This window comes from Dokdonia sp. LLG6352-1 (assembly GCF_045055815.1).
Classification (GTDB): domain Bacteria; phylum Bacteroidota; class Bacteroidia; order Flavobacteriales; family Flavobacteriaceae; genus Dokdonia; species Dokdonia donghaensis.
This window is the reverse complement of record NZ_CP159329.1, coordinates 2,509,470-2,530,516: the sequence shown is the minus strand read 5'-3', so window position 1 is coordinate 2,530,516 and position 21,047 is coordinate 2,509,470. Positions and strand designations below refer to the sequence as shown.

The following is a 21,047-nucleotide window of genomic DNA, read 5'->3' as shown; positions in this document are numbered from 1 at the left end:
AACGATTACATAATGTAATGTTTAAAGAAAAGTTAAAAGTAGTTAAAGATGAGATTTTAACACTTAAAACTTTCTTAATCCTGTTATATTTGGGCTTTAAACACAAAAACTTCTTATGATTTTACGTACACTTTTTATTGCTGGTTTCCTACTAACGGCAACAGTTTCAACTGGACAAAATACATTTGGCGGCGGCGGCTCTTCTACATCTGCAAATTCTGTTTTTAATCAGAAAATGAACCTTGGATATAAAGCTGGAGCAAATCGCGTTGAAGATAAAAAAATTGATGGATCACCTTATCTTTTTGAAAATTGGGATCGTGCTGCTACGGTTGTAACAAAAGCCGGTGAAAATCTAAAAATTGAAAATGTAAACTTTGACGGCAGAAGAAATAAAATTGTTGCAAAAATCAATAAAGATTCTATTTACACATTTAACTCTCTGGCGGTTGATAAGGCTATTATCAATGGTAAAACATTTGTAAACATAGAATCACCTAATAGTGCTGTCATAAAAGTTTACGAGCTTGTTGTTGAAACACCAGAATTTAAAATATTAAAAGATCACGTAGTAGATATAAATGAGGGAAGCTCAAACCCAATGCGCGGTACAACGGTTGCTCGTTACATACCTAGAGAGTTTTATATGCTTCTTAAAAAAGATAGTTTTGAAAAATTCAGTCTTAGAAAGAAGAAAGTACTTAAGCTTCTTGCTGCACAAGAAGAAAAAGTAAAAACCTTCGTAGATGAAAATGATTTAAATTATAAAAACGAAGAAGACCTTAATAAGATAATGGAATTTTACACAGGTCTATAAAAGCAATAACCTACATACTAAAAAAGCCGCCTACTGGGCGGCTTTTTTAGTATGTAGATAGTAATTATAATTATCTATACATTCGCAGTACGACCAGATTTATATGTATAAAAATTTTCTAGCCGCTGTAGGCCTCTTGTGCTGTAGTTTTATGTTTGCTCAAGAGAGCAATCCTTTTGAAGTAGAGCTCAACTACTTTTATGGGAGTATATTGAGACACAACAAAGACATCACATCGCTCATAACCGGGCATCCAGAGGGGTTGATTTTAAGTTATAACAAAAAAACCTACGGCAATCAAGAATGGTCCAGAAGATATAATTACCCTGACTACGGATTTACATTTGCCTATCAAGATCTTAAAAATGACAACCTAGGCAAGACCTATAACGCCCTAGCGCATTACAGTTTCTACTTTCTTAACCGGAAACTTATGTTTAGAGTTGGTCAAGGTATCGGGTATACTACAAATCCTTTTGACATTGAAACCAATGTAGCAAATAACGCTTATGGGTCAAGGTTTTTTAGCGCCACACTTGTAATGCTTAACTACAAGCAACCTATCACTCCACAAATATCTTTACAAACAGGACTTACCTTTTTACACGGGTCAAATGGTAATTTTAAAGCACCTAACACTAGTACAAACACGCTAGCGATTAACGCAGGTGTGGTTTATACAAATAAACCGATTCCAGACTATATTCCCAGAGTACCTAGAGAGGGTTATACAGAACCTATAGGTTTTAATTTTGCTCTTAATATGGGACTTAACGAGAGTGATTATGTAGGGCTGGGTCAAGAACCATTCTTAATCTTGACTGCTTATGCAGATAAGAGATTGAGTAAAAAAAGCACCATTCTTGCTGGAGGAGAATTCTTTTTCTCAAAATTCTTAAAGAACGAAATTGAGTTTCTATCTGTAGCCCTCCCCTCATTTGGTGTTACAAAAGACCAAGATTGGAAACGAGCGGGCGTATTTGTTGGTCACGAATTGCGATTTAATAAAACCGCACTTATAACGCACGCCGGTTATTATGTGTACTATCCTTATGATTTTGAAGGTAGGTTCTACCAGCGCGTGGGGCTTAAACACTATATACAAGAAAAATACTTTGTTTCTGCTGCCGTAAAAACGCACGGAGCAAAAGCAGAGGCCGTAGAATTTGGATTAGGAATACGATTATGATGACAACAAACTTGAGATTTATAAGAGCTATATATACGCTTTCGCGAAAGCGTAACACCTTCCTACTCGCACTACTGCTAGCAATTTTAATTTCTTGCGACTCTGAAGATGCAAATGATTGTTTTCAAACAGATGGAGATATCATAACGTATACTCTTGATGTGGATACATTTTCAAAAATTCAAATGGAAGATGACATACGCGTTATTCTTAAAGAAGGACCTCAACAAGAAGTTATCGTTGAAACTGGTGAAAATCTAGTGCCAGACCTCAATCTATTTGTAGAACAAGAAACACTTGTACTACAGAACCTAAATGGTTGTAATTTTTTACGCGAGTATGGAAGGACACTTGTGACTGTAACTTCACCAAATATCACTCGCATACGCCAGGCGTCTGCCTTTGAGATTACCAGTGAGGGTTTACTCAACTATGAATCATTAACTATTGTGAGCAACTCAACTCCTAACAGTCTTAACATTACAGATATTAATAAAAGTGGTGCTGTGACGCTCCATATAAACAGTACTAACCTGGTGGTTTCTGCAAATGGATCAAGTAATATTACAATGTCTGGAAGTGTTGAAACGGCATCTATAAACTTTAGCGATGAGTTTCCGCAATTCAATGGTAGAAACCTTGAGATAGGTGATTTGACCTTTAACCATACCAGTGCTGCACAAATGGTAGTAAATCCTCAAAACAGCCTGCAAGGCGTTATAAAAGCCACAGGAGACCTTATATCTGTTACAGAACCGCCACTAGTCGATGTAAATGTGCTTTTTACAGGACAATTAATTTTTGAGGATTAGATTAATTACAATATCTTAAACACTTTGTATATTAAAAACAAATTAACACTAATACTAAAATAATGGTAAAAGCAAAATATCAAAACGTTCTTGACCTAGGAGAAAAACTTAACATCCAGAACGGAGATGTAAAAGAAGAAAATGGAGTCCTTCACGTAACAGGTACTGCAACAAATCAATATGAGAAAAACCAACTTTGGGATGCTATAAAAGCGGCTGGAGGAGAAAATCCAAGTGACATTGTAGCAGACATTAAAGTTGCAGATACTTCTGTTTATGCACGTCATACAGTAGCGAGTGGAGACACACTAGGCAAGATTGCAAAGCATTATTATGGAGACGCAATGAAGTACAAAGAGATCTTTGAAGCAAATACAGACATTCTTAAAAACCCAGATGTTATACATCCAGATCAAGAATTAGTAATTCCAAACCTAGGATAATATAAAACATCCCACAAAGAATTATATTCATAAAAAAGCTCCTTTTTGAGGAGCTTTTTACATTTTAGTCTAATCTAAAAATTTAACATTAAATATTCAAAATCAAATACTTACAATTATTATATAAATCAATAATTTACATTTTAAAATTATCCTAATCCCGAGATGTAATTACCATAAAGATCATTAAAACGCATCCCTGTAGTGAGTTTATACTTGCTCAGTTTCTTATATTCTACAAGTCCAAAAAGGATAAACTCTTTTAAGAAATAGCGGTCCTCCTCTACTGTTTCGGGCTGATATTTATTTACGAGTTCTTCTAAAGGTGTAATGCTATCTAGCATTAATCTGTATTCCTTGTCAGTCAAATTATCTTCAAGTTCAAAACCACTTTGCTCAAAGAACCAAGCCAAGACATCACCATAAGGATCTTCTTGATTATCTTTTACAAGCTTTTCAATCTTTGGGAAATAATCATCAAAAAGTGAACGCGTTGCATCACCTATAAGAATTTTTGCAACCTCATCTGCTCCCTCTTGTTCTCCTTCATATACTAATTCTACCTTTCCGGTAATCGCAGGAATGATGCCCATAAGATCAGAATATCGTATTGTAGTAGTTGTATCTCCAGATAGCAACATACGACGCTCTGCTGTACTCATTAAGTTTTCAAATGCCGTTATACTCATACGTGCACTTATACCACTCTTTTCATCTATATACTCGCTCTCTCTAGCAACAAAACCTATCTCTTCTATAAGATCTTTTACTAGGTTAGGTACGTGCACTTTAGTTTTCTGACGTTCGTCTAGATTTGCTTCTTGATCTGTTATAGTACGGGCGATAGCCACTGTTTCTGGATAGTGAGTAAGTATTTGAGAGCCTATACGGTCTTTAAGTGGAGTAACTATGCTTCCTCTGTTTGTATAATCTTCTGGATTTGCAGTAAAAACAAACTGCATATCAAGTGGTAGTCTCAATTTAAAGCCGCGTATTTGAATATCGCCTTCTTGTAGTATATTAAACAAGGCCACTTGTATACGTGCTTGTAAATCTGGTAACTCGTTGATTACAAAAATTGACCTGTTTGCACGAGGAATCATTCCGTAGTGTATCACGCGGTCGTCTGCATAACTCAATTTAAGGTTTGCTGCCTTTATAGGATCTACGTCACCTACTATATCTGCAACAGTCACATCTGGTGTTGCGAGCTTCTCTGCAAAGCGCTCAGATCTATGCACCCAGTCTATAGGTGTGTCATCTCCTTTTTCCTTAATAAGCTCTGTAGCATACCTCGAGATAGGATTAAGTGGATCATCATTAATTTCTGAACCTGCTACTATAGGCATCCATTCGTCAAGTAAGTTTGCCATTTGACGTGCAAGTCTAGTTTTTGCCTGGCCACGTAACCCTAATAAATTGATATTATGTTTACTTAATATGGCTCTTTCTAGTTCTGGTATAACCGTATGCTCATAACCGTGTATACCTGTAAATGTAGGTGTACCAGCTTGTAATTTTGATATAAGATGCTCGCGCAATTCTTCTTTTATACTTCTAGATGTCCACGATGCTTTTTTAAGAGCTCCTAGTGTTTTTATTTCTGTATGATTCATAGCTATTCTTGTTTTACCTCATCTCACAATGAGGTATCTATTCTTTTTTTTTACAATTATTTTATTCTCTTCTTTCTGTTGCTTTCATAATCTTGAAAGATCATCTCCCCTAGACCTTGTAGTCCTGTATAGAACGCTTTACCTTGGTTTGCCTCAGTAAAATTATCTACAAACTGTTGCAGGTAAGGGTCATTTGCAATCATAAATGTTGTGATAGGGATATGAAGCTTACGTGCTTGTCTAGCCATACTGTAACACTTGTTTACAATATACTCGTCTAGTCCATTTGGATTTTTATAGTAGCGCCCATCTTTAAGCTTTATACAAGACGGTTTACCATCTGTAACATTAAAGATCTGTTTATTTGAGTTACGCTTACGCCTCAAGATATCCATAGCGAGATTAAGACCTGCTACTGTGTTAGTGTGATAAGGACCCACTTGCAAATACGGTAAATCTTTAATTTTGATAGGCCAGGCATCATTACCATAGACGATAATATCTAAAGAGTCTTTGGGATACCTGGTTGTGATGAGCTGTGCAAGTGCCATCGCTACCTTTTTGGCTGGAGTAATACGGTCTTCTCCATAGAGTATCATACTGTGCGATATATCTATCATAAGTACGGTACTCATTTGCGCCTTAAAGTGGGTTTCTTCTACCACTAGGTCGCTTTCGCGTAAGCGGAAATCTTCTGCGCCATTATTAATTTGGGCATTGCGTAAACTTTCTGTCATAGAGATACGCTCTAGCCCATCACCAAAACGATACTCGCGATAATCACCAGTATGCTCATCACCTCTACCGTTAAGTTTTGACCTGTGGTTACCCTGAGAGCTCTTCTTAAGCTTCCCAAAAATTTGATCTAGGGCTCTCTTACGTATGGCGCGCTCTGTCTTCTCTGTGATAGCCGTACCGTTATTACCGTCTGGCTTAATTTCTTCTCGTATGTAGCCTTTGTCTTTAAGCTCCTGTACAAAGTCGTCTAAGGTATACTCATCATTTGTGAGTTTATATTCTTTATCAAGCTCTTTAAGCCAGTCCATCGCCTCGTCAAAATCACCAGAGGTGTGGGTGATGAGCTCTTGAAATATATCAAGCAGCTGGTCAAAAAGGGATTTTTGCGGAGCGTCATAGGTTTTGAATACAAAACCGCTCCTATTTTGTTGTTTTCTCATAGCTGTATAAAATTACTACCTAATAGGTCAATAAAAAAGCGCCCCTACTGAGGCGCTTCTTAATTCTTTATTAAATGTGGGTTGTAATTACTTCCCTTTAGGCATAATTACAGTGTCTATAGCGTGTATTACTCCGTTTGAAGCATCTACATCTGTCATAATAATTACAGATGTCCCGCCTTTTGCATCTTTAATAACAACGTTTTCTCCGTCCATCATTAAAGTAATTTGTTCTCCCATCACAGTGTTTGTACTAAAAGAACCATTGTTCTTTTTAATAGCAGCAACTACGTCTCCAGCCATATACTCACCAGCTACTACGTGGTAGGTTAAGATATCTGTTAACATTGCTTTGTTTTCTGGCTTTACTAGAGTACCTACAGTTCCTTCAGGAAGTTTTGCAAAAGCATCATTTGTAGGTGCAAATACAGTAAATGGTCCCGTACTAGATAAAGTTTCTACAAGTCCTGCTGCTTTTACAGCTGTTACTAGTGTTGTAAAATTTTCATTACCTACAGCGATATCCACTATTGTTCCCTGCTCTTCTACTACAGGCTCTTCTAGCTCTACTACTGCTTGTGCAACTTCCTCATTAGTTTCTGTTGCTTTTTCTTTAGTTCCTTCGGCGCAAGAAGCAAATAATAAACCTGCTGTTGCTGCCATTAATAAAGTCTTTTTCATAATTATTGGTTTTTTTATTTGTTCAAAGATATGTTCATATTCTTAAACAAAAAGCTAATGTTATACCAATATCTTGTTAATTATTTCATAACGCTTTATTAGAGATATAATTGCGCTTTCGCGAAAGCGTGAATAAAACCTTTAAAACATAGCGTATCCATTAACAACTATTTAAGAAATTAAGATTGTCTTTTATTTAACTTTAGTCCCTTGACCGAAAGGTCATTATAATTCAACCAAAATTTTATAATGAAACAACTCTTCTCACTCCTACTGCTATGCATCTGCACAGTAGTATCTGCTCAAAAACTTGATATGTCCTTGCTCAAGGATGTACAACCCCGTAACATAGGCCCAGGCGGTATGTCTGGTCGTGTGACTGCTATAGATGTGGTTACAGATAATCCAGATGTAATGTACGTAGGTACAGCTTCTGGAGGTTTATGGAAATCTACTTCTGGCGGTATAAAATGGGATCCTGTTTTTGAAAACGAGCTTACAGCATCTATAGGAGCTGTAGCGATACAACAATCTAATCCATCTGTGATATGGGTAGGTACAGGTGAAGGAAACCCACGTAACTCCCTTAATGGTGGTTATGGTGTTTATAAATCACTAGATGGCGGTAAGACGTGGCAATCTATGGGATTAGAAAAAACCCGTCACATACACCGTGTTATTATAGATCCTACTAATCCAGATGTGGTTTATGTGGGCGCTATAGGTTCTCCTTGGGGAGAACACCCAGAGCGTGGCGTTTTTAAAACTACAGATGGCGGTAAGACTTGGAACAAGATTTTATTTACAAACATCAAGTCTGGTGTGGCAGATATGGTTATGGACCCTACAAATCCTAATAAACTTATTGTAGCAATGTGGGAGCACAAACGTGACCCTTGGTTCTTTAAGTCTGGTGGTGAAGGTTCTGGTATGTATATGACGCACGATGGTGGTGACACTTGGAAAGAGCTTACAGATCAAGATGGACTTCCTAAAGGAGAACTAGGTCGTATAGGTCTCTCTATTGCTCCCGGAAGCCCTAACGTGGTTTATGCGCTTGTAGAAGCAAAAAAGAATGCATTGTACCGCTCTAATGATGGCGGCTTTAATTGGAAAAAGATTAATGACAAAAGTGATATAGGCAACAGACCATTTTACTATAGTGATATACACGTAGATCCTCAAAATGAAAATCGTGTGTTTTCTGTATTTACCTATGTAAACGTTTCTGAAGATGGTGGGAAGAATTTTGACCAACTTATGGGCGCTTACGGAGTAGATAACGGCGTGCACCCAGATCACCACGCCTGGTGGATACACCCTAATAACGGTAAGTTTATGATGGACGGTAATGACGGTGGTCTTAACATCACAAAAGATGGTGGTAAGACGTGGCGCTTTATAGGTAACTTACCTGTAGCTCAGTTTTATCACATTAATGTAGATAATGAGTTTCCTTATAATGTATATGGAGGTATGCAAGATAATGGATCGTGGAGAGGACCTGCTTACGTGTGGAAAGCTCAAGGAATACGAAACGATTACTGGCAAGAAATCTCTTTTGGAGATGGTTTTGACGTAGTGCCAGATCGCGATGATAGCCAGTACGGGTGGTCTATGAGTCAGCAGGGGTTTGTGAGCCGTTATGATTACAAAACAGGAAATAACTATGGTGTTAAGCCTACGCACCCAGATGCAGATGTAAAACTTCGTTTTAACTGGAACAGTGCTATTAATATTGATCCTTTTGATAACAGTACCATATACTTTGGTAGTCAGTTTGTACACAAGTCTACAGATAAGGGACTCACTTGGGAAGTAATTTCTCCAGACCTTACTACAAACGACCCAGAGAAACAAAAGCAATCTGAATCTGGTGGTCTTACTATGGATGCCACTGGTGCAGAAAATCACACTACCATACTTGTTATAGAACCTTCTCCGCTTGAAAAAGATATGTTTTGGGTAGGGACAGACGATGGCCGTGTACATTATACTACAAATGGCGGATCATCATACACAGAAGTGTCTAATAACTTAAAAGGTTTACCTAAAGGAAGCTGGATTGTACAAATTAAAGCAAGTGATAAGAATAAAGGAGAAGCGCTTCTAGTTGCAAACGACTATAGACGCTTTAATTACACCCCTTATGCCTACAGAACTACAAATTATGGTAAAAGCTGGACGCGCATTGTAGACGAGAATGATGTACAGAGTTATGCGTTATCAATTATAGAAGATCCAGAAGAAAAGAATCTTTTGTTCTTAGGTACAGATGACGGTCTTTATGTGTCTATTGATGCAGGTAACAACTGGCAGAAATGGACTAAAGGATTCCCTACTACTTCGGTAAAAGATTTAGTAATTCATCCTAGAGAGCACGATCTTGTCATTGGGACCTTTGGACGTGCAGCCTGGGTTCTTGATGATATACGACCACTGCGTAAGATAGCGAGTGATAGAAGTACGCTTTCGCGAAAGCTACAACTCTTCACCCCTCCTACTGCATATGACGCATCATACCAGCAACCTACGGGAAGTCGTTTTGGAGCAGATGCCATCTATAACGGTGAGAACAGAAAAAGCGGTGCGCAAATCGCTTACTATGTAACTAAACAAAAAGTAGATAAAAAGAAAAAAGGCGACGATAAAGATGCCGAAGAAGCAGATGAGGCAAAAGTAACTTGGGATTCTATCCACCTTAAAATATATGATGGTGCTAGACAGATACGTCACCTCAAGTGGAAAACTCCAGACAGCACAGGTATTTATAAAACTACTTGGTATATGAATGAGTCTGGTGGTGATCGCCCATCTAGAAGCATAAGAAAACGCAAAAATGAACCTAGAGGGGTTTCTGTAAAACCGGGAACGTACAAGCTTGTAATGCAGTATGGAGATCAAACAAGCGAGAGCGCTATCACAGTAGAGAGCGATCCAAGGTACGATGTGCCGCAAAAAGCAATAGACGATAGTTACAATGCTGCCAAAGATCTTGAAGCGATGACTCAAGTAGCCGCAGATGCTGTAAAACAACTTGTAGAGAGCAAGAACCTTGCAAATGATTACAAGAAAATGATTAATAAACTTGATGATAAAAAGGCCTATAAAGATGAGCTAGCCTCTATAAAAGATATGGACAAGCGCATAGATGAAGTAATCGCATTATACATAGGTAAGGTAGATAAAAGGCAAGGTATCACACGTAATCCAGAAATCACAGTGATGAATCGTATAGGTGCTGCCAGTGGTTATGTACGTAGTCGCCCTAACGGACTTACTACGACAGAGACTACTCTTATGTCACACGCACGTAATGAGCTACAGAGCGCGCTAGAGAAGACTAATACATTCTTTAGCACTGAGTGGACACCATTTGAAACTACGCTTAAAGCTATGGATGTAAGAAGCTTTAAAGAGATAAAAACGTTTAAACTAAACTAAACTAAGTATGAAAAAGCTTTTAGCCTCATTACTATTATTCTCATCTCTTATATCATTACAAGCCCAAGACCGTGGCGAAGATGATCTAGGCGCGTGGGCAATGATATTCACAAATAATAGAATATCTGAAAAGCTAAGCATACACGCAGAGGCACAGTATAGAACGTATGAGTTTGGGAGTAACTTTAATCAGTTACTCCTGCGTACGGCTCTTAACTACCATATATCAGACAAGGCTATGGCATCTTTTGGGTATGGTAACATCACCACAGATACAAACTTTCTTGAGTTTGCAGGTGAAGAGAATGTAAATGAAAATCGTCTGTACGAGCAGTTTGTTCTTAAAAATAGTCTTGGCAAATTTAACTTTAGCCATAGATATCGACTAGAGCAACGTTTTATAAATAGACCTGCTGGTGAGAACACAACAGAGCATAGAGCGCGTTACTTTTTACGAGTAACCTATCCTCTTAATGATAAATGGTTCTTAACCGCATATGATGAGATTTTTATAAATCTGCAGAATGACTTTTTTGGGCAGAATAGACTGTACGGCGCTTTAGGACATAACTTTAGCGAGAATCTAAGTGCACAAATGGGATATCTCAAAAATGATTTTGCGGTAGACACCTATGACAGGTTTCAACTCGCTGTTTTTATAAAAACAGACTGGCGAAAGAAAGAAGGATGATAACATCCCTATAATGATTAAAAAACCTCAATCTTATGATTGGGGTTTTCTTTTTTACGCTTTCGCGAAAGCGGAATAGAAAAATATGATAAAAGTGTAAAAAACAAGAAGGATAACCTTTATTGTATATTAATTACACGTAATAATCGTACATTAAATTCTTTAAAGATAGGTTGCTAGATTTCCTTCGACAGAAGAGCTACAACCATTAAATATACTACGTATTATGAGATCAAGTAAAATAAACTTCACAAATGCACACGGAGAAGTATTGGCTGGAAGATTAGATCTACCGGCAAATCAAGACCCACATAACTTTGCCATTTTTGCACATTGCTTTACCTGTACAAAAGATTTTAGTGCTGTGCGCAATGTAAGTAGAGCACTTGCCTCTCAAGGTTTTGGCGTGCTACGGTTTGATTTTACGGGTTTAGGTGACAGTGATGGTGACTTTGCAGATACAAACTTCTCCAGTAATGTAGATGATCTCATAAGCGCTGCAGATTTTCTTGCCAAAGAATACAAAGCGCCCTCTCTACTTGTGGGACACTCGCTAGGTGGTGCTGCAGCAATTTTTGCAGGTGGTAAGATTGATACGATAAAGGCTGTCGCAACTATAGGGGCTCCTAGCAATCCAGTACACGTACAAAAGCAACTAGGCTCTCAGCTTTCAGTAATAAAAGATAAAGGTCAGGCTAATGTAAAACTCGCAGGGCGTGACTTTACTTTTAAAAAGCAGTTTATAGATAACCTAGAAGAAAACTCTTGTGTAGAAGCTGCTGGTAACCTTCACGAGGCTTTACTTATACTCCACTCCCCACAAGATGCAACAGTTTCTATAAAAAATGCCGAAGAAATATACAACGCCGCGCATCACCCTAAGAGTTTTGTAACTCTGGATGGATCTGAGCATTTACTTATTGACAAAGAAAATGCTGCTTACGTAGGTAAAATTATAGCTGGATGGGCTGCGAGATATATACCACAACCTGTCCAAGAGACCATAAAAACCACCTTTCAAGTGGTGGCAAGCCTAGATGAAGAAGATGGGTTTACAACCTTATTAAAACTGGGTAATCACCATATGAAGGCAGATGAGCCTGTACGCGTAGGCGGAAACGACTATGGCCCTACCCCATATGAGTTGCTCGCAGGTAGTCTTTCTGCCTGTACCGCAATGACCATACAGATGTATGCAAGACGCAAAAAGTGGGCGGTAGAAAATGTTGAGGTACACACAAGTTATAGTAAAACCCACGCTCGAGATTGTGTTGACTGTGAAGAAAACCCTTCGGCAAAGATTGATACCTTTCACCGTGAGATTAAAATCACTTCAGATCTTGATGAGAAGCAACTCAATCGTCTTTTACAAATAGCAGATAAATGTCCAGTACACAAAACCCTTCATAGCGAGACTCAAGTATTAACTACACTTAGATAGGGTTACGCTTTCGCGAAAGCGTACTCATAACCATAAAACTAAAAACGCCACAGCATCAAAAAATCACAAGTCATACAAGTACAACTCCAAAAAGGAGGCTTTATATTGCCTAAAAAATTGGGTGATGAGTGGTCTAATGCTGGACATAAGCGGGTCTTGCTTAAAGCAAGTAATGATACAAATACACTAGAAACACATATTGCTTTACGTAAAATGAAAGGTGTCTACTGGGTACTATTTGGAAAACAGCATCATAAAACTTTAAAAATTGGGCCTTTAGACATCTTTAGTATCCAACTCATAGAAGATAACACTAAGTATGGTGTAGTTACTCCAGAGGCTTTTGACGCAGTTTATGATAGCGACCCAGACGGTGCGTCAATTTTTGAATCGCTTACAGATGGTAAAAAAAGAGGTCTTATCTATCAAGTAAAGCGCTATAAAAGTGAGCAAACACAAGTAGATAAAATGCTTATACTCTTTGAAAATCTTAAACGAGGTATACGTGACCCAAGACAACTATTTAAAACAGGCTAATATTAAATAATTGTAAAGTATTGACAATCACGCGCAACGTATATGCAGTTATTGCATCTAGAGTAAAAACTATATTATATGAAACATTTGTGTATCCTACTACTTGTATGTATCACCTCTCTAAGCTGCGTCACAGACAGAACCAGCGATGATGTAGATACTGTTGATCTATTAACAAACTATGATGCGATTACTCTTGATCGCCCTACGTTTGAGGCCAGCGTCACTCTCGAAGACGCTAGAAGCATTATAAACTCGGGTAAAATCTATGTATTTAATGGTTTACTGTTTGTAAACGAAAAGAACAAGGGCTTTCACGTTTTTGATAACGAGAACCCTTCTTCTCCAGTTGCTCTTGCTTATATAAAAGCACCTGGAGCTACAGATCTTGCTATAAAGAATGAGGTATACTACATAAATCAAGCTGTAGACCTTATTGCTGTTACTTATGATAAGCAAACAGCAAACCTGCAGGTAACAAAACGCATTAGAGAAGTTTTTCCTCCTAAAGTGTCTCCAGATGGCTTTGTACACAATATCCCAGATGGAGAAATTATCATTGATTACGAACTTGAAGATTAAATAAGATGAAAAAGTATATATATATAATTGCCCTAGTGATTGTTGCACTAGGATGTAGTTCTGACGGGACTAGCAGTGGTGAATCTTTAAGCACAGCAGATAGTGTAGGTCAAGGTGGCTCACTTGCAACCTTTGTTATAAAAGGAAATTATCTCTACACGGTAGATAATGAAGATCTAAATGTATTTAACATCACAAATACATCAGAACCTGTATTAGTAAACACTGTACGCATAGGTTTTGATATCGAGACTTTATTTAGCTACAGAAATTACCTCTATATAGGATCTCGTAACGGTATGTTTATCTATGGTGTAGATAGTCCAGAGTTTCCAGAACAATTATCTTCAGTACAACATTTTACTTCTTGTGATCCTGTGGTTGCAAATGATCAATATGCATTTGTAACCCTATGGAGTGACTTGGGCTGTAATGGTTTTGTAAATCAACTAGAGGTGTATGATGTGACAGATGTTCTTAATCCTGTTCTCATCAATGTGCGCGAACTTACATTCCCAAAAGGGTTAGGTCTTTATGGTGATTACCTTATCGTATGTGATGATGAGATTAAAATATTTGATGTGTCAAATCCTGCAGAGTCTACACTAGTACACGCTATAGATAAGCTTGCTTTTGATGTGATTATACAAGGAGATTTACTCATAGCCGTGGGAGAAACTGGTGTATATCAATATAGCCTTGATGCTCAAGATATCACAAACACATCACAATTAAGCACCATAAGTATCTAAAAGGTTTTATAAAATCTTAGTATTTCTTAAGTTGTCGTGGTATATTAGAGCTAATTAATTACTAATTATCAAAACCAAAAGATGATGAAATACAGATTTATGACAATAGCCTTACTTTCTCTAGCCACACTAGCGAGTTGTAAAGGTGACAAAAAAGAAAGTGAAGAAGTAATAGAGGTTGTTGAAGTAGAAGAAGTTGAAGTTATGCCAGAGATGCAAAAACTCACTTTAAAACTTGAACCTAAGAGTGACAGTAAAGCTTCTGGAAGTGTTGTTTTTAAAGAAGAAGATGGTGTTGTAAAATTTACAGCCGTAATAGGTGGACTAGATGAAGGTATGCACGCCATACACATACACGACAAGGCAGACTGTTCAAGTGCAGATGGAAAATCTACAGGAGGACACTGGAACCCTACAAACGAGCAACACGGTAAGTGGGGCGCAGCAGAGGGATATCATAAAGGTGATATAGGTAACTTCCCGGCAGATGAAAACGGAAACGGAACTATCACAATGAGCACAGACCAGTGGTGTATTGGTTGCGGAGATCCTAAAAAAGATGTTGTAGGTAAAGCAATTATCGTACACCAAGGTACAGATGATTTTACATCACAACCTAGTGGTGCTGCAGGAGCAAGAATTTCTTGCGGTGGTATTATTAAATAATTAATTACACTATAAAAAGTAAAATGCTCTTGCTTACCGCAAGAGCATTTTTTTTATGAGCCATATTCTATTAGTATGCAAGCCTATTTATTACTTAGGTAATGCTCGTATAATCTCATCCATACCTATAAGTTAGTGTGAAGATAGACCCTATTAAATAATAGAAATAGAAGACATAAAAAAGCCCTCGCAATTGCGAGGGCTTTATCTATAGTAATTTAGAAAAGACTATTTCTTTGCTTCTACAACACTTTTATTAAGCGCTTGTGTCATCTCAATAGATAGTGCAGATCTTTCAAACTTCATTTTACCAGACATTGTTTCCAATACACAAGTACCATTATCATTAAGTTCTAAAATCTTGCCGTGTAGACCACTTTTTGTAATTACACGATCACCCTTTTTAAGATCTTTATCAAAGTTCTTTTCTTGTTTAAGTTTCTTACGTTGTGGTAATACTATAAAGAATATTATAAACACCGTAAATAATAGAATAGGACCGCCTATTCCGTTAAAAAGATCCATCATATTATTTAGCTGCTCCAGCAGCAGGGTTTACAAATGCTTTGATCTTTACAGTCTCTGTACCTCTCTCAGTATTTGCTTTAATTGTTACAGTTTTAGTTACTTGGTTAGTACCGCTACCGTTGTATTTTACAAGAAGCTCACCTTTCTCACCTGGTGCAACTGGATTTTTAGAATATTCTGGTACTGTACATCCACAAGAGCTCTTTGCGTCTACAATTACAAGTGGTGCTTTACCTGTGTTAGTAAATGTAAATTTGTGCTCTACAGTATTTCCCTTTTCAATGTTTCCAAAATCAAATTCAGTCTCATCAAAAGTAATCACTGGGTATGTTGTAGCTTGTGCGTCTCTTGCAGCTGCAACTTCAACATTTTCTTCTTTTACTTTGCTTGCTGCATCTTCTTTACAAGAAGTAAACACCATAGCCGAAAGTACTCCTAATACTAATAAACCTTTTTTCATTGTTGTTTTTTTATAAATAATGATTCGTAAAAATAAGAAAAAGTATACTATTTTAAACCTCTACCCTCTTTCTTTAACCTTTTTTCTCGCTCATATTGTTTTACAAGCTTATCGAGTATACCGTTTATAAAGATGCTACTCTTAGGTGTTGAGTATTCCTTAGAGATTTCTAAGTACTCATTTATAGTCACTTTTACAGGTATGGTAGGAAATTTTAAGAACTCACAAAGTGCCATCTTTATAAGCACCATATCTACATCTGCGATACGTTCTTTATCCCAGTTTGGTGTGTTTTCTGTAATCTCGTTTGCTAGAAAAGTCTCATTTGCAACCGTCTTCTCTAGTAACTCTGTACCAAAATGTACATCCTCCTCATTTTTAAATAAGCTAGGTAGTAATGAAGACTCTGGTGATGCTGGTTTAAGCTTACCCAGTCTTCTTAACACTGCCATATTAATCATAGGCAAGTCATCTATCCAGGTAAGGCGTGCATCTTCTATATAATCGTATAGCTTGTCATTAGGCGCTATAATCTCTGTATAGATATCTACCACAAACTTTCTATCAATTTTAAAGGTAGTCTCCTCCTCTTCCATATATGAGGCATAGCGATCACTTGCTACAATCTCGTTATATATGATAGCAACATACTCATCATTCTGTCTCCAGTGTTTGAGCTTACGCTTGCTTATTTCATCACGCAACTCAGCATTGTCAGACAGTTTTGTCAAGACCTGGTTGTTAATGAATTTTGTGTTGGGATTTTTTTCTTCTTCGGTAGCTAGAATCTTTTTAGAGATTTTTTCTTGTTCCGCTTTCGCGAAAGCGTGAACCTCCACCATTAAATCTAGCATTAAGAGATACAGATTGTACATCTGGTTCATACTCTCAACCGTAAATTTATCCTCATTTTGAAGATCAAACTGCTCCTTACTCCCTAGGGCGTAAATGGTTTGCATTACTTTGACACGGATATGGCGTCTGTTTAACATAGCGACAAAGAACTTTTATAGTTATAAGAACGAATTAGGTTCGTTTTTAAATCGGTGCAAAAATACAGTATTTCTAAAAGTATCATCACATTTTATCAATTATGTTATAGGAAAATTTGGCTCGCACAGGTCTTAAAAAAAACCGACCTTAGCGCTTCAAAAAAATTGCAGTACGGCGATGGGTGCATTAAAATCTCTTAACAAATATTTTTTACGTTATAAATGGCGTCTTATAGCCGGTTTCTTTATAGTTATCGCGGCTCGTGTCTTTGCCGTTTTTAATGTAGATATTGTAGGTGATATCGTAAACGATGTTGAGACTTACATAAAAAGTGGAGACACAAACCTAGATGGCCTTAAAGATAGTATGCTTTTAAAACTGGGTTTACTTTTAGGTGCTGCCCTACTCTCTGGTTTTTTTACATTCTTAATGAGACAACTCATCATTGTAGTCTCTAGATTTATAGAGGCAGATCTAAAAGATGATGTCTATGCACAGTACCAGCGTCTCAGCCTAGGTTTTTATAAAAAAAATAGAACTGGTGACCTTATGAACCGCATCTCTGAAGATGTAACAAAAGTACGTATGTACCTAGGTCCAGCGATAATGTATTTACTACAAGCTCTCGTACTCTTTGCTGTAGTAATACCCTATATGGTACGTATGGCTCCATCACTCGCCGCATATACCTTAATACCACTACCTATACTATCTATTGCTATTTATAAACTAAGCCGTGCGATACACGTGCGTAGTACTATTGTACAAGAGTACCTATCAAAACTTACTACATTTACACAAGAATCTTTTAGTGGTATATCTGTTATAAAAGCATATACTTTAGAACCTAATACATTTAGAGACTTTGCAACACTTAGTGAAGACAGCAAGCAAAAAAATCTAAACCTCGTTAAGGTACAAGCATTTTTCTTCCCACTTATGATAGGGCTTATAGGTGCGAGTAACCTTATTGTGATATTTGTAGGTGGGCAGCAGTATATAGATGGTACCATTGCAGAGCTAGGAACCCTAGTAGAGTTTATAATGTATGTAAATATGCTCACGTGGCCAGTTGCTACTGTAGGATGGGTAACCTCAATTATAAAAGCAGCAGAGGCATCTCAGGTACGTATTAATGAGTTTTTAGAAATCGAACCAGACATTGTAAATACCTTTACAGAGCACACACCTATAAATGGTGCTATCGCTTTTAAGGATGTAACTTTTACCTATGAAGACACACTCATTACAGCTCTTAAAAATATAAGTTTTACCGTGCAGCCAGGACAAACACTTGCTGTAATAGGGCCTACAGGATCTGGAAAATCTACTATTTTAGAACTCATAGGCCGTCTGTATGATGTAACTAGCGGCAGTATTGCTATAGATGGTACAGATGTAAAGATGCTCAACCTTAATGATTTTCGTTCTGAGATAGGTTATGTACCTCAAGATGCTTTTTTATTTTCTGACACCATAGGTGAGAATATAAAATTTGGTAAAACAGATGCTACAGACGAAGAGGTTTACGCTTTCGCGAAAGCGGCCTCCGTACACCATAACATCATAGACTTTAAGGATGGGTATGATACCGTACTTGGTGAGCGAGGCATAACCTTATCTGGAGGACAGAAGCAACGCGTCTCTATTGCAAGAGCACTTATAGGATCTCCTAAAATCTTGTTACTAGATGACTCATTAAGCGCAGTAGATACCGAGACAGAAGAAGAAATACTCAACAATTTACAGCAGCTCACAACAAATACAACCACTATTATCGTGAGCCACAGAATCTCATCTGCAAAAAATGCCGATCAAATTATCATTCTCGAAGATGGTAAAATCACACAGCAAGGATCTCATAATCAATTAATAACAGAAGAAGGCTACTATAAAGAGCTGTATGTAAAGCAGCTGGACGAGAAAGAAATGTAAAAAATAATTGGGCAATGGTATATTTTTTACCATTTTTGAAACAACAAACACACAATCCAAAACAAGAAGGACCATTATGAGTGATTACGACGGAAGAGACAATGAAGAGATTTTTTCAAAAGTACTTAGAGCAGGACGACGCACGTACTTCTTTGATGTAAGATCTACAAAGGCAGGAGATTATTACCTTACCATTACAGAGAGTAAAAAATTTACTAATGATGACGGTTCTTTCCACTTTAAAAAACATAAAATCTATTTATACAAAGAAGACTTTGCTGGATTTACAGAAAATCTTAATGAGATGACTTCTTACATACTAGAAGAAAAAGGTGAAGAAGTAATATCTGACCGCCACCAGAATGATTATACAAGACCAGTAGCGTCAGAAGTGGTAGATTCTGGAGGGGTAACCTCAGAAGAGCCTACTGCAACGGCAGATAAGTTTACAGATGTAAGCTTTGACGATATATAAATCGTAAAAGATTTTAAATAAAAAAAGCCACGTTTATGACGTGGCTTTTTTTATTGGTCTAGCTTAAAAAGCTTTTAGTTAAATATGATAGGTATTTCCACAAGACTATGTGGTCGTATATCTCCACTACTGGCTGTTTGTATTACCGTTAAATCTCTGTTGAGAATTACCACCATCCCTTGAGTCTCTCCATCTACTTCTGTAGTACCCATTACAATATAATAAGATGTAAACTGCGCTATATCTGTATTGCGTATGTTTATACTCATCCCAGTCTGATCTAAAATAGTATTAATAAGACCTACCTCTGTATAAGTACTAATTGTATTTGTATTGTAATTATACACATTTGCTATTTTTCCGGTAGGGTCTTTATAAACAAGTTCTTGAGCTAGTGATTTAGTTTGATTAAATCCTTCTGTAACAGTAAAACCACTCGGAAAAGAACTCTGCTCACTTATCGTAAGCGTTTCAAAATCTAGCGTGGCGTATGCAAGCGCAGCACCGTTAAAGTCAAATAGGTACATCTCGTCAAGATTCTCATCGTATATGTAAGCACCATACTGATCTATATCCCACACTCCCACTGGCATCCCTGTCTCTGCATTGTGTACAAATAGCTTCTTTACGCCTGTAAGAGTATCTGTACCTACTATAAATGTCTTAGACCCTTTTGCCATCACACTTGAATTGACATCGTTTATTGTTATATTACCTATGTAAGCATCGGTAATAACGCTAGTAGTTTTATCATATGTACTTACGTTTAAGTTGCAACAGCTACTAGACTCATTCACATAGTAAGTAATGATATTGTTTTCGGTATTTGTCGTATAAAGCTCAGATTCATTTACAGGGTTAGTCGGAGTAAAGTAATCACTATAAACTTCTTGGTCTCCATTAACCACGCTATATGTGATAAACTGAGAAGTAGGTATGCCAGAAGCTATCGCTAGGCGATCCCTAAAGGTGTTTCTTAAAAAGCCAAACTCAAAGCCTATTTCCTCTTGTAAATTTACAGTTGTGCTTTGCTCATCTAGATAATTCCAAGTAACTACATTACCACTAGATCCAGTAACTAGATTGTCTCCTACGATTGCTATTTGAGCCAGTGAGGTATTTACATCAGACTCGGCTACGCTAGTCGTATCGTCGTCATTAGAACAGGCGGTGAAGCCTAGAAGTAAAAAAGGTAAAAATTTAAAAATTCTCATTGATTGATGATGTTTTAATTCATTGATTAAAAGTAAGTTATTTCTTTCTTACAGCAATAACTTCAATCTCAATTTTTGCCCCTGCGGCCAGTGCCTTTGCTGCAAAGGTGGTCCTCGCAGGTTTTTGTGGCAAGTACGATTTATAGATAGCGTTAAATGTTGCAAAGTCCTCAATATCATCTAGCACAACCATTGCTTTTACAATATCTGTCATTTCTAGATTGTGATGGGCAAGCACCGCTTTTATGTTTTCTAAGGTTTGCTTTGTTTCGGCTTCAATACCGCCTGTTACGAGTGTTCTCGTGCTTTGATCCATCCCTATTTGTCCAGATAGAAAATACATATCACCTACTTGCACCACATCAGAAAATGGTGCGTCTGCCTTAGTAGGTTCGTGAGACGTGTGGAACACAGGAGCTCTCTTCTCCATATGACCTTCAGGAGGTGGTGTGTGGGATCTTTGTAACTCCTCATTACAAGAAGTGAGTAAAAGCATCCCAAAGATTGTCAATATAATAGGCCTCATAGTTATAGATTTTGGTAATAAATGTACGGATAGATGGCAACATTTTTTAACTATTATGTATTTTTAA

21 protein-coding genes are annotated in these 21,047 nt (G+C 37.3%); 13 read left to right on the top strand and 8 right to left on the bottom strand.

What is annotated here, in order from left to right; all coding sequences use genetic code 11:
- Nucleotides 1–115: 115 nt before the first annotated feature.
- The 4 genes from ABVM49_RS11355 to ABVM49_RS11340 all read left to right on the top strand — a co-directional run bounded on the left by ABVM49_RS11355 (nt 116) and on the right by ABVM49_RS11340 (nt 3,261).
- Entirely contained in the window at nt 116–817 is a 702-nt protein-coding gene (locus ABVM49_RS11355; RefSeq protein WP_021778984.1) for a hypothetical protein, read from the top strand.
- Nucleotides 818–920: 103 nt separating this feature from the next.
- Nucleotides 921–2,006, top strand: coding sequence for an acyloxyacyl hydrolase (locus tag ABVM49_RS11350; RefSeq protein WP_405201997.1), 1,086 nt, complete (start codon nt 921–923; stop codon nt 2,004–2,006).
- Nucleotides 2,003–2,818, top strand: a complete 816-nt coding sequence (locus ABVM49_RS11345) for a head GIN domain-containing protein (RefSeq protein ID WP_380031152.1) — start codon at nt 2,003–2,005, stop codon at nt 2,816–2,818. The genes ABVM49_RS11350 and ABVM49_RS11345 overlap by 4 nt, the downstream gene beginning before the upstream one ends.
- Before the next feature lie 62 nt (nt 2,819–2,880).
- Nucleotides 2,881–3,261, top strand: coding sequence for a LysM peptidoglycan-binding domain-containing protein (locus ABVM49_RS11340; RefSeq protein WP_405201996.1), 381 nt, complete (start codon nt 2,881–2,883; stop codon nt 3,259–3,261).
- A gap of 149 nt (nt 3,262–3,410) precedes the next feature.
- On the opposite strand, the gene ABVM49_RS11335 is transcribed toward ABVM49_RS11340, so the two are convergent.
- From ABVM49_RS11335 to ABVM49_RS11325, 3 genes are all read right to left on the bottom strand, one after another.
- Nucleotides 3,411–4,877, bottom strand: a complete 1,467-nt coding sequence (locus ABVM49_RS11335; protein WP_405201995.1) for a magnesium chelatase — start codon at nt 4,875–4,877, stop codon at nt 3,411–3,413.
- A 56-nt stretch (nt 4,878–4,933) separates the two neighbouring features.
- Complete coding sequence (locus ABVM49_RS11330; protein WP_405201994.1) at nt 4,934–6,055, bottom strand: vWA domain-containing protein; 1,122 nt, start codon at nt 6,053–6,055, stop codon at nt 4,934–4,936.
- Between the two features lie 87 nt (nt 6,056–6,142).
- Complete coding sequence (locus tag ABVM49_RS11325) at nt 6,143–6,736, bottom strand: fasciclin domain-containing protein (RefSeq protein WP_375253614.1); 594 nt, start codon at nt 6,734–6,736, stop codon at nt 6,143–6,145.
- A 249-nt stretch (nt 6,737–6,985) separates the two neighbouring features.
- Between ABVM49_RS11325 and ABVM49_RS11320 the strand changes: the two genes are divergently transcribed.
- From ABVM49_RS11320 to ABVM49_RS11290, 7 genes are all read left to right on the top strand, one after another.
- Nucleotides 6,986–10,180 carry a WD40/YVTN/BNR-like repeat-containing protein gene (locus tag ABVM49_RS11320; protein ID WP_405201993.1) on the top strand — a complete coding sequence of 1,065 codons (3,195 nt, stop codon included), beginning with the start codon at nt 6,986–6,988 and terminating at the stop codon, nt 10,178–10,180.
- Between the two features lie 7 nt (nt 10,181–10,187).
- Complete coding sequence (locus tag ABVM49_RS11315; RefSeq protein WP_405201991.1) at nt 10,188–10,871, top strand: DUF2490 domain-containing protein; 684 nt, start codon at nt 10,188–10,190, stop codon at nt 10,869–10,871.
- Between the two features lie 226 nt (nt 10,872–11,097).
- Nucleotides 11,098–12,312 (top strand): alpha/beta fold hydrolase, encoded by a 1,215-nt coding sequence (locus ABVM49_RS11310; RefSeq protein WP_405201989.1) that lies wholly within the window; start codon nt 11,098–11,100, stop codon nt 12,310–12,312.
- A 105-nt stretch (nt 12,313–12,417) separates the two neighbouring features.
- On the top strand, nt 12,418–12,849 hold the full coding sequence (locus tag ABVM49_RS11305; RefSeq protein ID WP_405201988.1) for a YdeI/OmpD-associated family protein: 432 nt from the start codon (nt 12,418–12,420) through the stop codon (nt 12,847–12,849).
- A gap of 78 nt (nt 12,850–12,927) precedes the next feature.
- Entirely contained in the window at nt 12,928–13,431 is a 504-nt protein-coding gene (locus ABVM49_RS11300; RefSeq protein ID WP_375251993.1) for a hypothetical protein, read from the top strand.
- Nucleotides 13,432–13,436: 5 nt separating this feature from the next.
- Nucleotides 13,437–14,183, top strand: coding sequence for an LVIVD repeat-containing protein (locus ABVM49_RS11295; protein WP_375251994.1), 747 nt, complete (start codon nt 13,437–13,439; stop codon nt 14,181–14,183).
- A gap of 84 nt (nt 14,184–14,267) precedes the next feature.
- Nucleotides 14,268–14,849, top strand: coding sequence for a superoxide dismutase family protein (locus ABVM49_RS11290; protein WP_052084128.1), 582 nt, complete (start codon nt 14,268–14,270; stop codon nt 14,847–14,849).
- A gap of 228 nt (nt 14,850–15,077) precedes the next feature.
- Here ABVM49_RS11290 and yajC read toward each other — a convergent pair whose 3' ends face one another.
- The 3 genes from yajC to ABVM49_RS11275 are packed head-to-tail and all read right to left on the bottom strand — an operon-like array spanning nt 15,078 to nt 16,796.
- Complete coding sequence (gene yajC / locus ABVM49_RS11285) at nt 15,078–15,374, bottom strand: preprotein translocase subunit YajC (RefSeq protein WP_021778970.1); 297 nt, start codon at nt 15,372–15,374, stop codon at nt 15,078–15,080.
- 4 nt (nt 15,375–15,378) lie between these two features.
- The gene (locus ABVM49_RS11280; RefSeq protein ID WP_021778969.1) at nt 15,379–15,837 is read right to left on the bottom strand and encodes a DUF1573 domain-containing protein; all 459 of its coding nucleotides are present in this window, start codon (nt 15,835–15,837) and stop codon (nt 15,379–15,381) included.
- A gap of 47 nt (nt 15,838–15,884) precedes the next feature.
- Nucleotides 15,885–16,796, bottom strand: a complete 912-nt coding sequence (locus tag ABVM49_RS11275) for a transcription antitermination protein NusB (protein WP_035324872.1) — start codon at nt 16,794–16,796, stop codon at nt 15,885–15,887.
- A 211-nt stretch (nt 16,797–17,007) separates the two neighbouring features.
- Here ABVM49_RS11275 and ABVM49_RS11270 point away from each other — a divergent pair, with 211 nt between their 5' ends.
- Together ABVM49_RS11270 and ABVM49_RS11265 are read left to right on the top strand one after the other, a co-directional pair.
- Nucleotides 17,008–18,765 carry an ABC transporter ATP-binding protein gene (locus tag ABVM49_RS11270; RefSeq protein ID WP_405201986.1) on the top strand — a complete coding sequence of 586 codons (1,758 nt, stop codon included), beginning with the start codon at nt 17,008–17,010 and terminating at the stop codon, nt 18,763–18,765.
- A gap of 76 nt (nt 18,766–18,841) precedes the next feature.
- Nucleotides 18,842–19,240, top strand: a complete 399-nt coding sequence (locus ABVM49_RS11265; protein ID WP_021778966.1) for a PUR family DNA/RNA-binding protein — start codon at nt 18,842–18,844, stop codon at nt 19,238–19,240.
- Between the two features lie 74 nt (nt 19,241–19,314).
- Here the strand turns inward: ABVM49_RS11265 and ABVM49_RS11260 are convergent, their stop codons facing one another.
- Nucleotides 19,315–20,454 (bottom strand): hypothetical protein, encoded by a 1,140-nt coding sequence (locus ABVM49_RS11260; RefSeq protein WP_405201985.1) that lies wholly within the window; start codon nt 20,452–20,454, stop codon nt 19,315–19,317.
- Nucleotides 20,455–20,491: 37 nt separating this feature from the next.
- Nucleotides 20,492–20,980: a Rid family detoxifying hydrolase gene (locus ABVM49_RS11255; protein WP_405201984.1), complete on the bottom strand. Its 489-nt coding sequence runs from the start codon at nt 20,978–20,980 to the stop codon at nt 20,492–20,494.
- Between the last annotated feature and the right edge of the window lie 67 nt (nt 20,981–21,047).

Excerpts from the sequence above, each read along its gene's own strand:
- ABVM49_RS11355 (WP_021778984.1), top strand. The coding sequence starts at position 116 with ATGATTTTACGTACACTTTTTATTGCTGGTTTCCTACTAACGGCAACA.
- ABVM49_RS11350 (WP_405201997.1), top strand. The coding sequence starts at position 921 with ATGTATAAAAATTTTCTAGCCGCTGTAGGCCTCTTGTGCTGTAGTTTT.
- ABVM49_RS11345 (WP_380031152.1), top strand. The coding sequence starts at position 2,003 with ATGATGACAACAAACTTGAGATTTATAAGAGCTATATATACGCTTTCG.
- ABVM49_RS11340 (WP_405201996.1), top strand. The coding sequence starts at position 2,881 with ATGGTAAAAGCAAAATATCAAAACGTTCTTGACCTAGGAGAAAAACTT.
- ABVM49_RS11335 (WP_405201995.1), bottom strand. The coding sequence starts at position 4,877 with ATGAATCATACAGAAATAAAAACACTAGGAGCTCTTAAAAAAGCATCG.
- ABVM49_RS11330 (WP_405201994.1), bottom strand. The coding sequence starts at position 6,055 with ATGAGAAAACAACAAAATAGGAGCGGTTTTGTATTCAAAACCTATGAC.
- ABVM49_RS11325 (WP_375253614.1), bottom strand. The coding sequence starts at position 6,736 with ATGAAAAAGACTTTATTAATGGCAGCAACAGCAGGTTTATTATTTGCT.
- ABVM49_RS11320 (WP_405201993.1), top strand. The coding sequence starts at position 6,986 with ATGAAACAACTCTTCTCACTCCTACTGCTATGCATCTGCACAGTAGTA.
- ABVM49_RS11315 (WP_405201991.1), top strand. The coding sequence starts at position 10,188 with ATGAAAAAGCTTTTAGCCTCATTACTATTATTCTCATCTCTTATATCA.
- ABVM49_RS11310 (WP_405201989.1), top strand. The coding sequence starts at position 11,098 with ATGAGATCAAGTAAAATAAACTTCACAAATGCACACGGAGAAGTATTG.
- ABVM49_RS11300 (WP_375251993.1), top strand. The coding sequence starts at position 12,928 with ATGAAACATTTGTGTATCCTACTACTTGTATGTATCACCTCTCTAAGC.
- ABVM49_RS11295 (WP_375251994.1), top strand. The coding sequence starts at position 13,437 with ATGAAAAAGTATATATATATAATTGCCCTAGTGATTGTTGCACTAGGA.
- ABVM49_RS11290 (WP_052084128.1), top strand. The coding sequence starts at position 14,268 with ATGAAATACAGATTTATGACAATAGCCTTACTTTCTCTAGCCACACTA.
- yajC (WP_021778970.1), bottom strand. The coding sequence starts at position 15,374 with ATGGATCTTTTTAACGGAATAGGCGGTCCTATTCTATTATTTACGGTG.
- ABVM49_RS11280 (WP_021778969.1), bottom strand. The coding sequence starts at position 15,837 with ATGAAAAAAGGTTTATTAGTATTAGGAGTACTTTCGGCTATGGTGTTT.
- ABVM49_RS11275 (WP_035324872.1), bottom strand. The coding sequence starts at position 16,796 with ATGCAAACCATTTACGCCCTAGGGAGTAAGGAGCAGTTTGATCTTCAA.
- ABVM49_RS11270 (WP_405201986.1), top strand. The coding sequence starts at position 17,008 with ATGGGTGCATTAAAATCTCTTAACAAATATTTTTTACGTTATAAATGG.
- ABVM49_RS11265 (WP_021778966.1), top strand. The coding sequence starts at position 18,842 with ATGAGTGATTACGACGGAAGAGACAATGAAGAGATTTTTTCAAAAGTA.
- ABVM49_RS11260 (WP_405201985.1), bottom strand. The coding sequence starts at position 20,454 with ATGAGAATTTTTAAATTTTTACCTTTTTTACTTCTAGGCTTCACCGCC.
- ABVM49_RS11255 (WP_405201984.1), bottom strand. The coding sequence starts at position 20,980 with ATGAGGCCTATTATATTGACAATCTTTGGGATGCTTTTACTCACTTCT.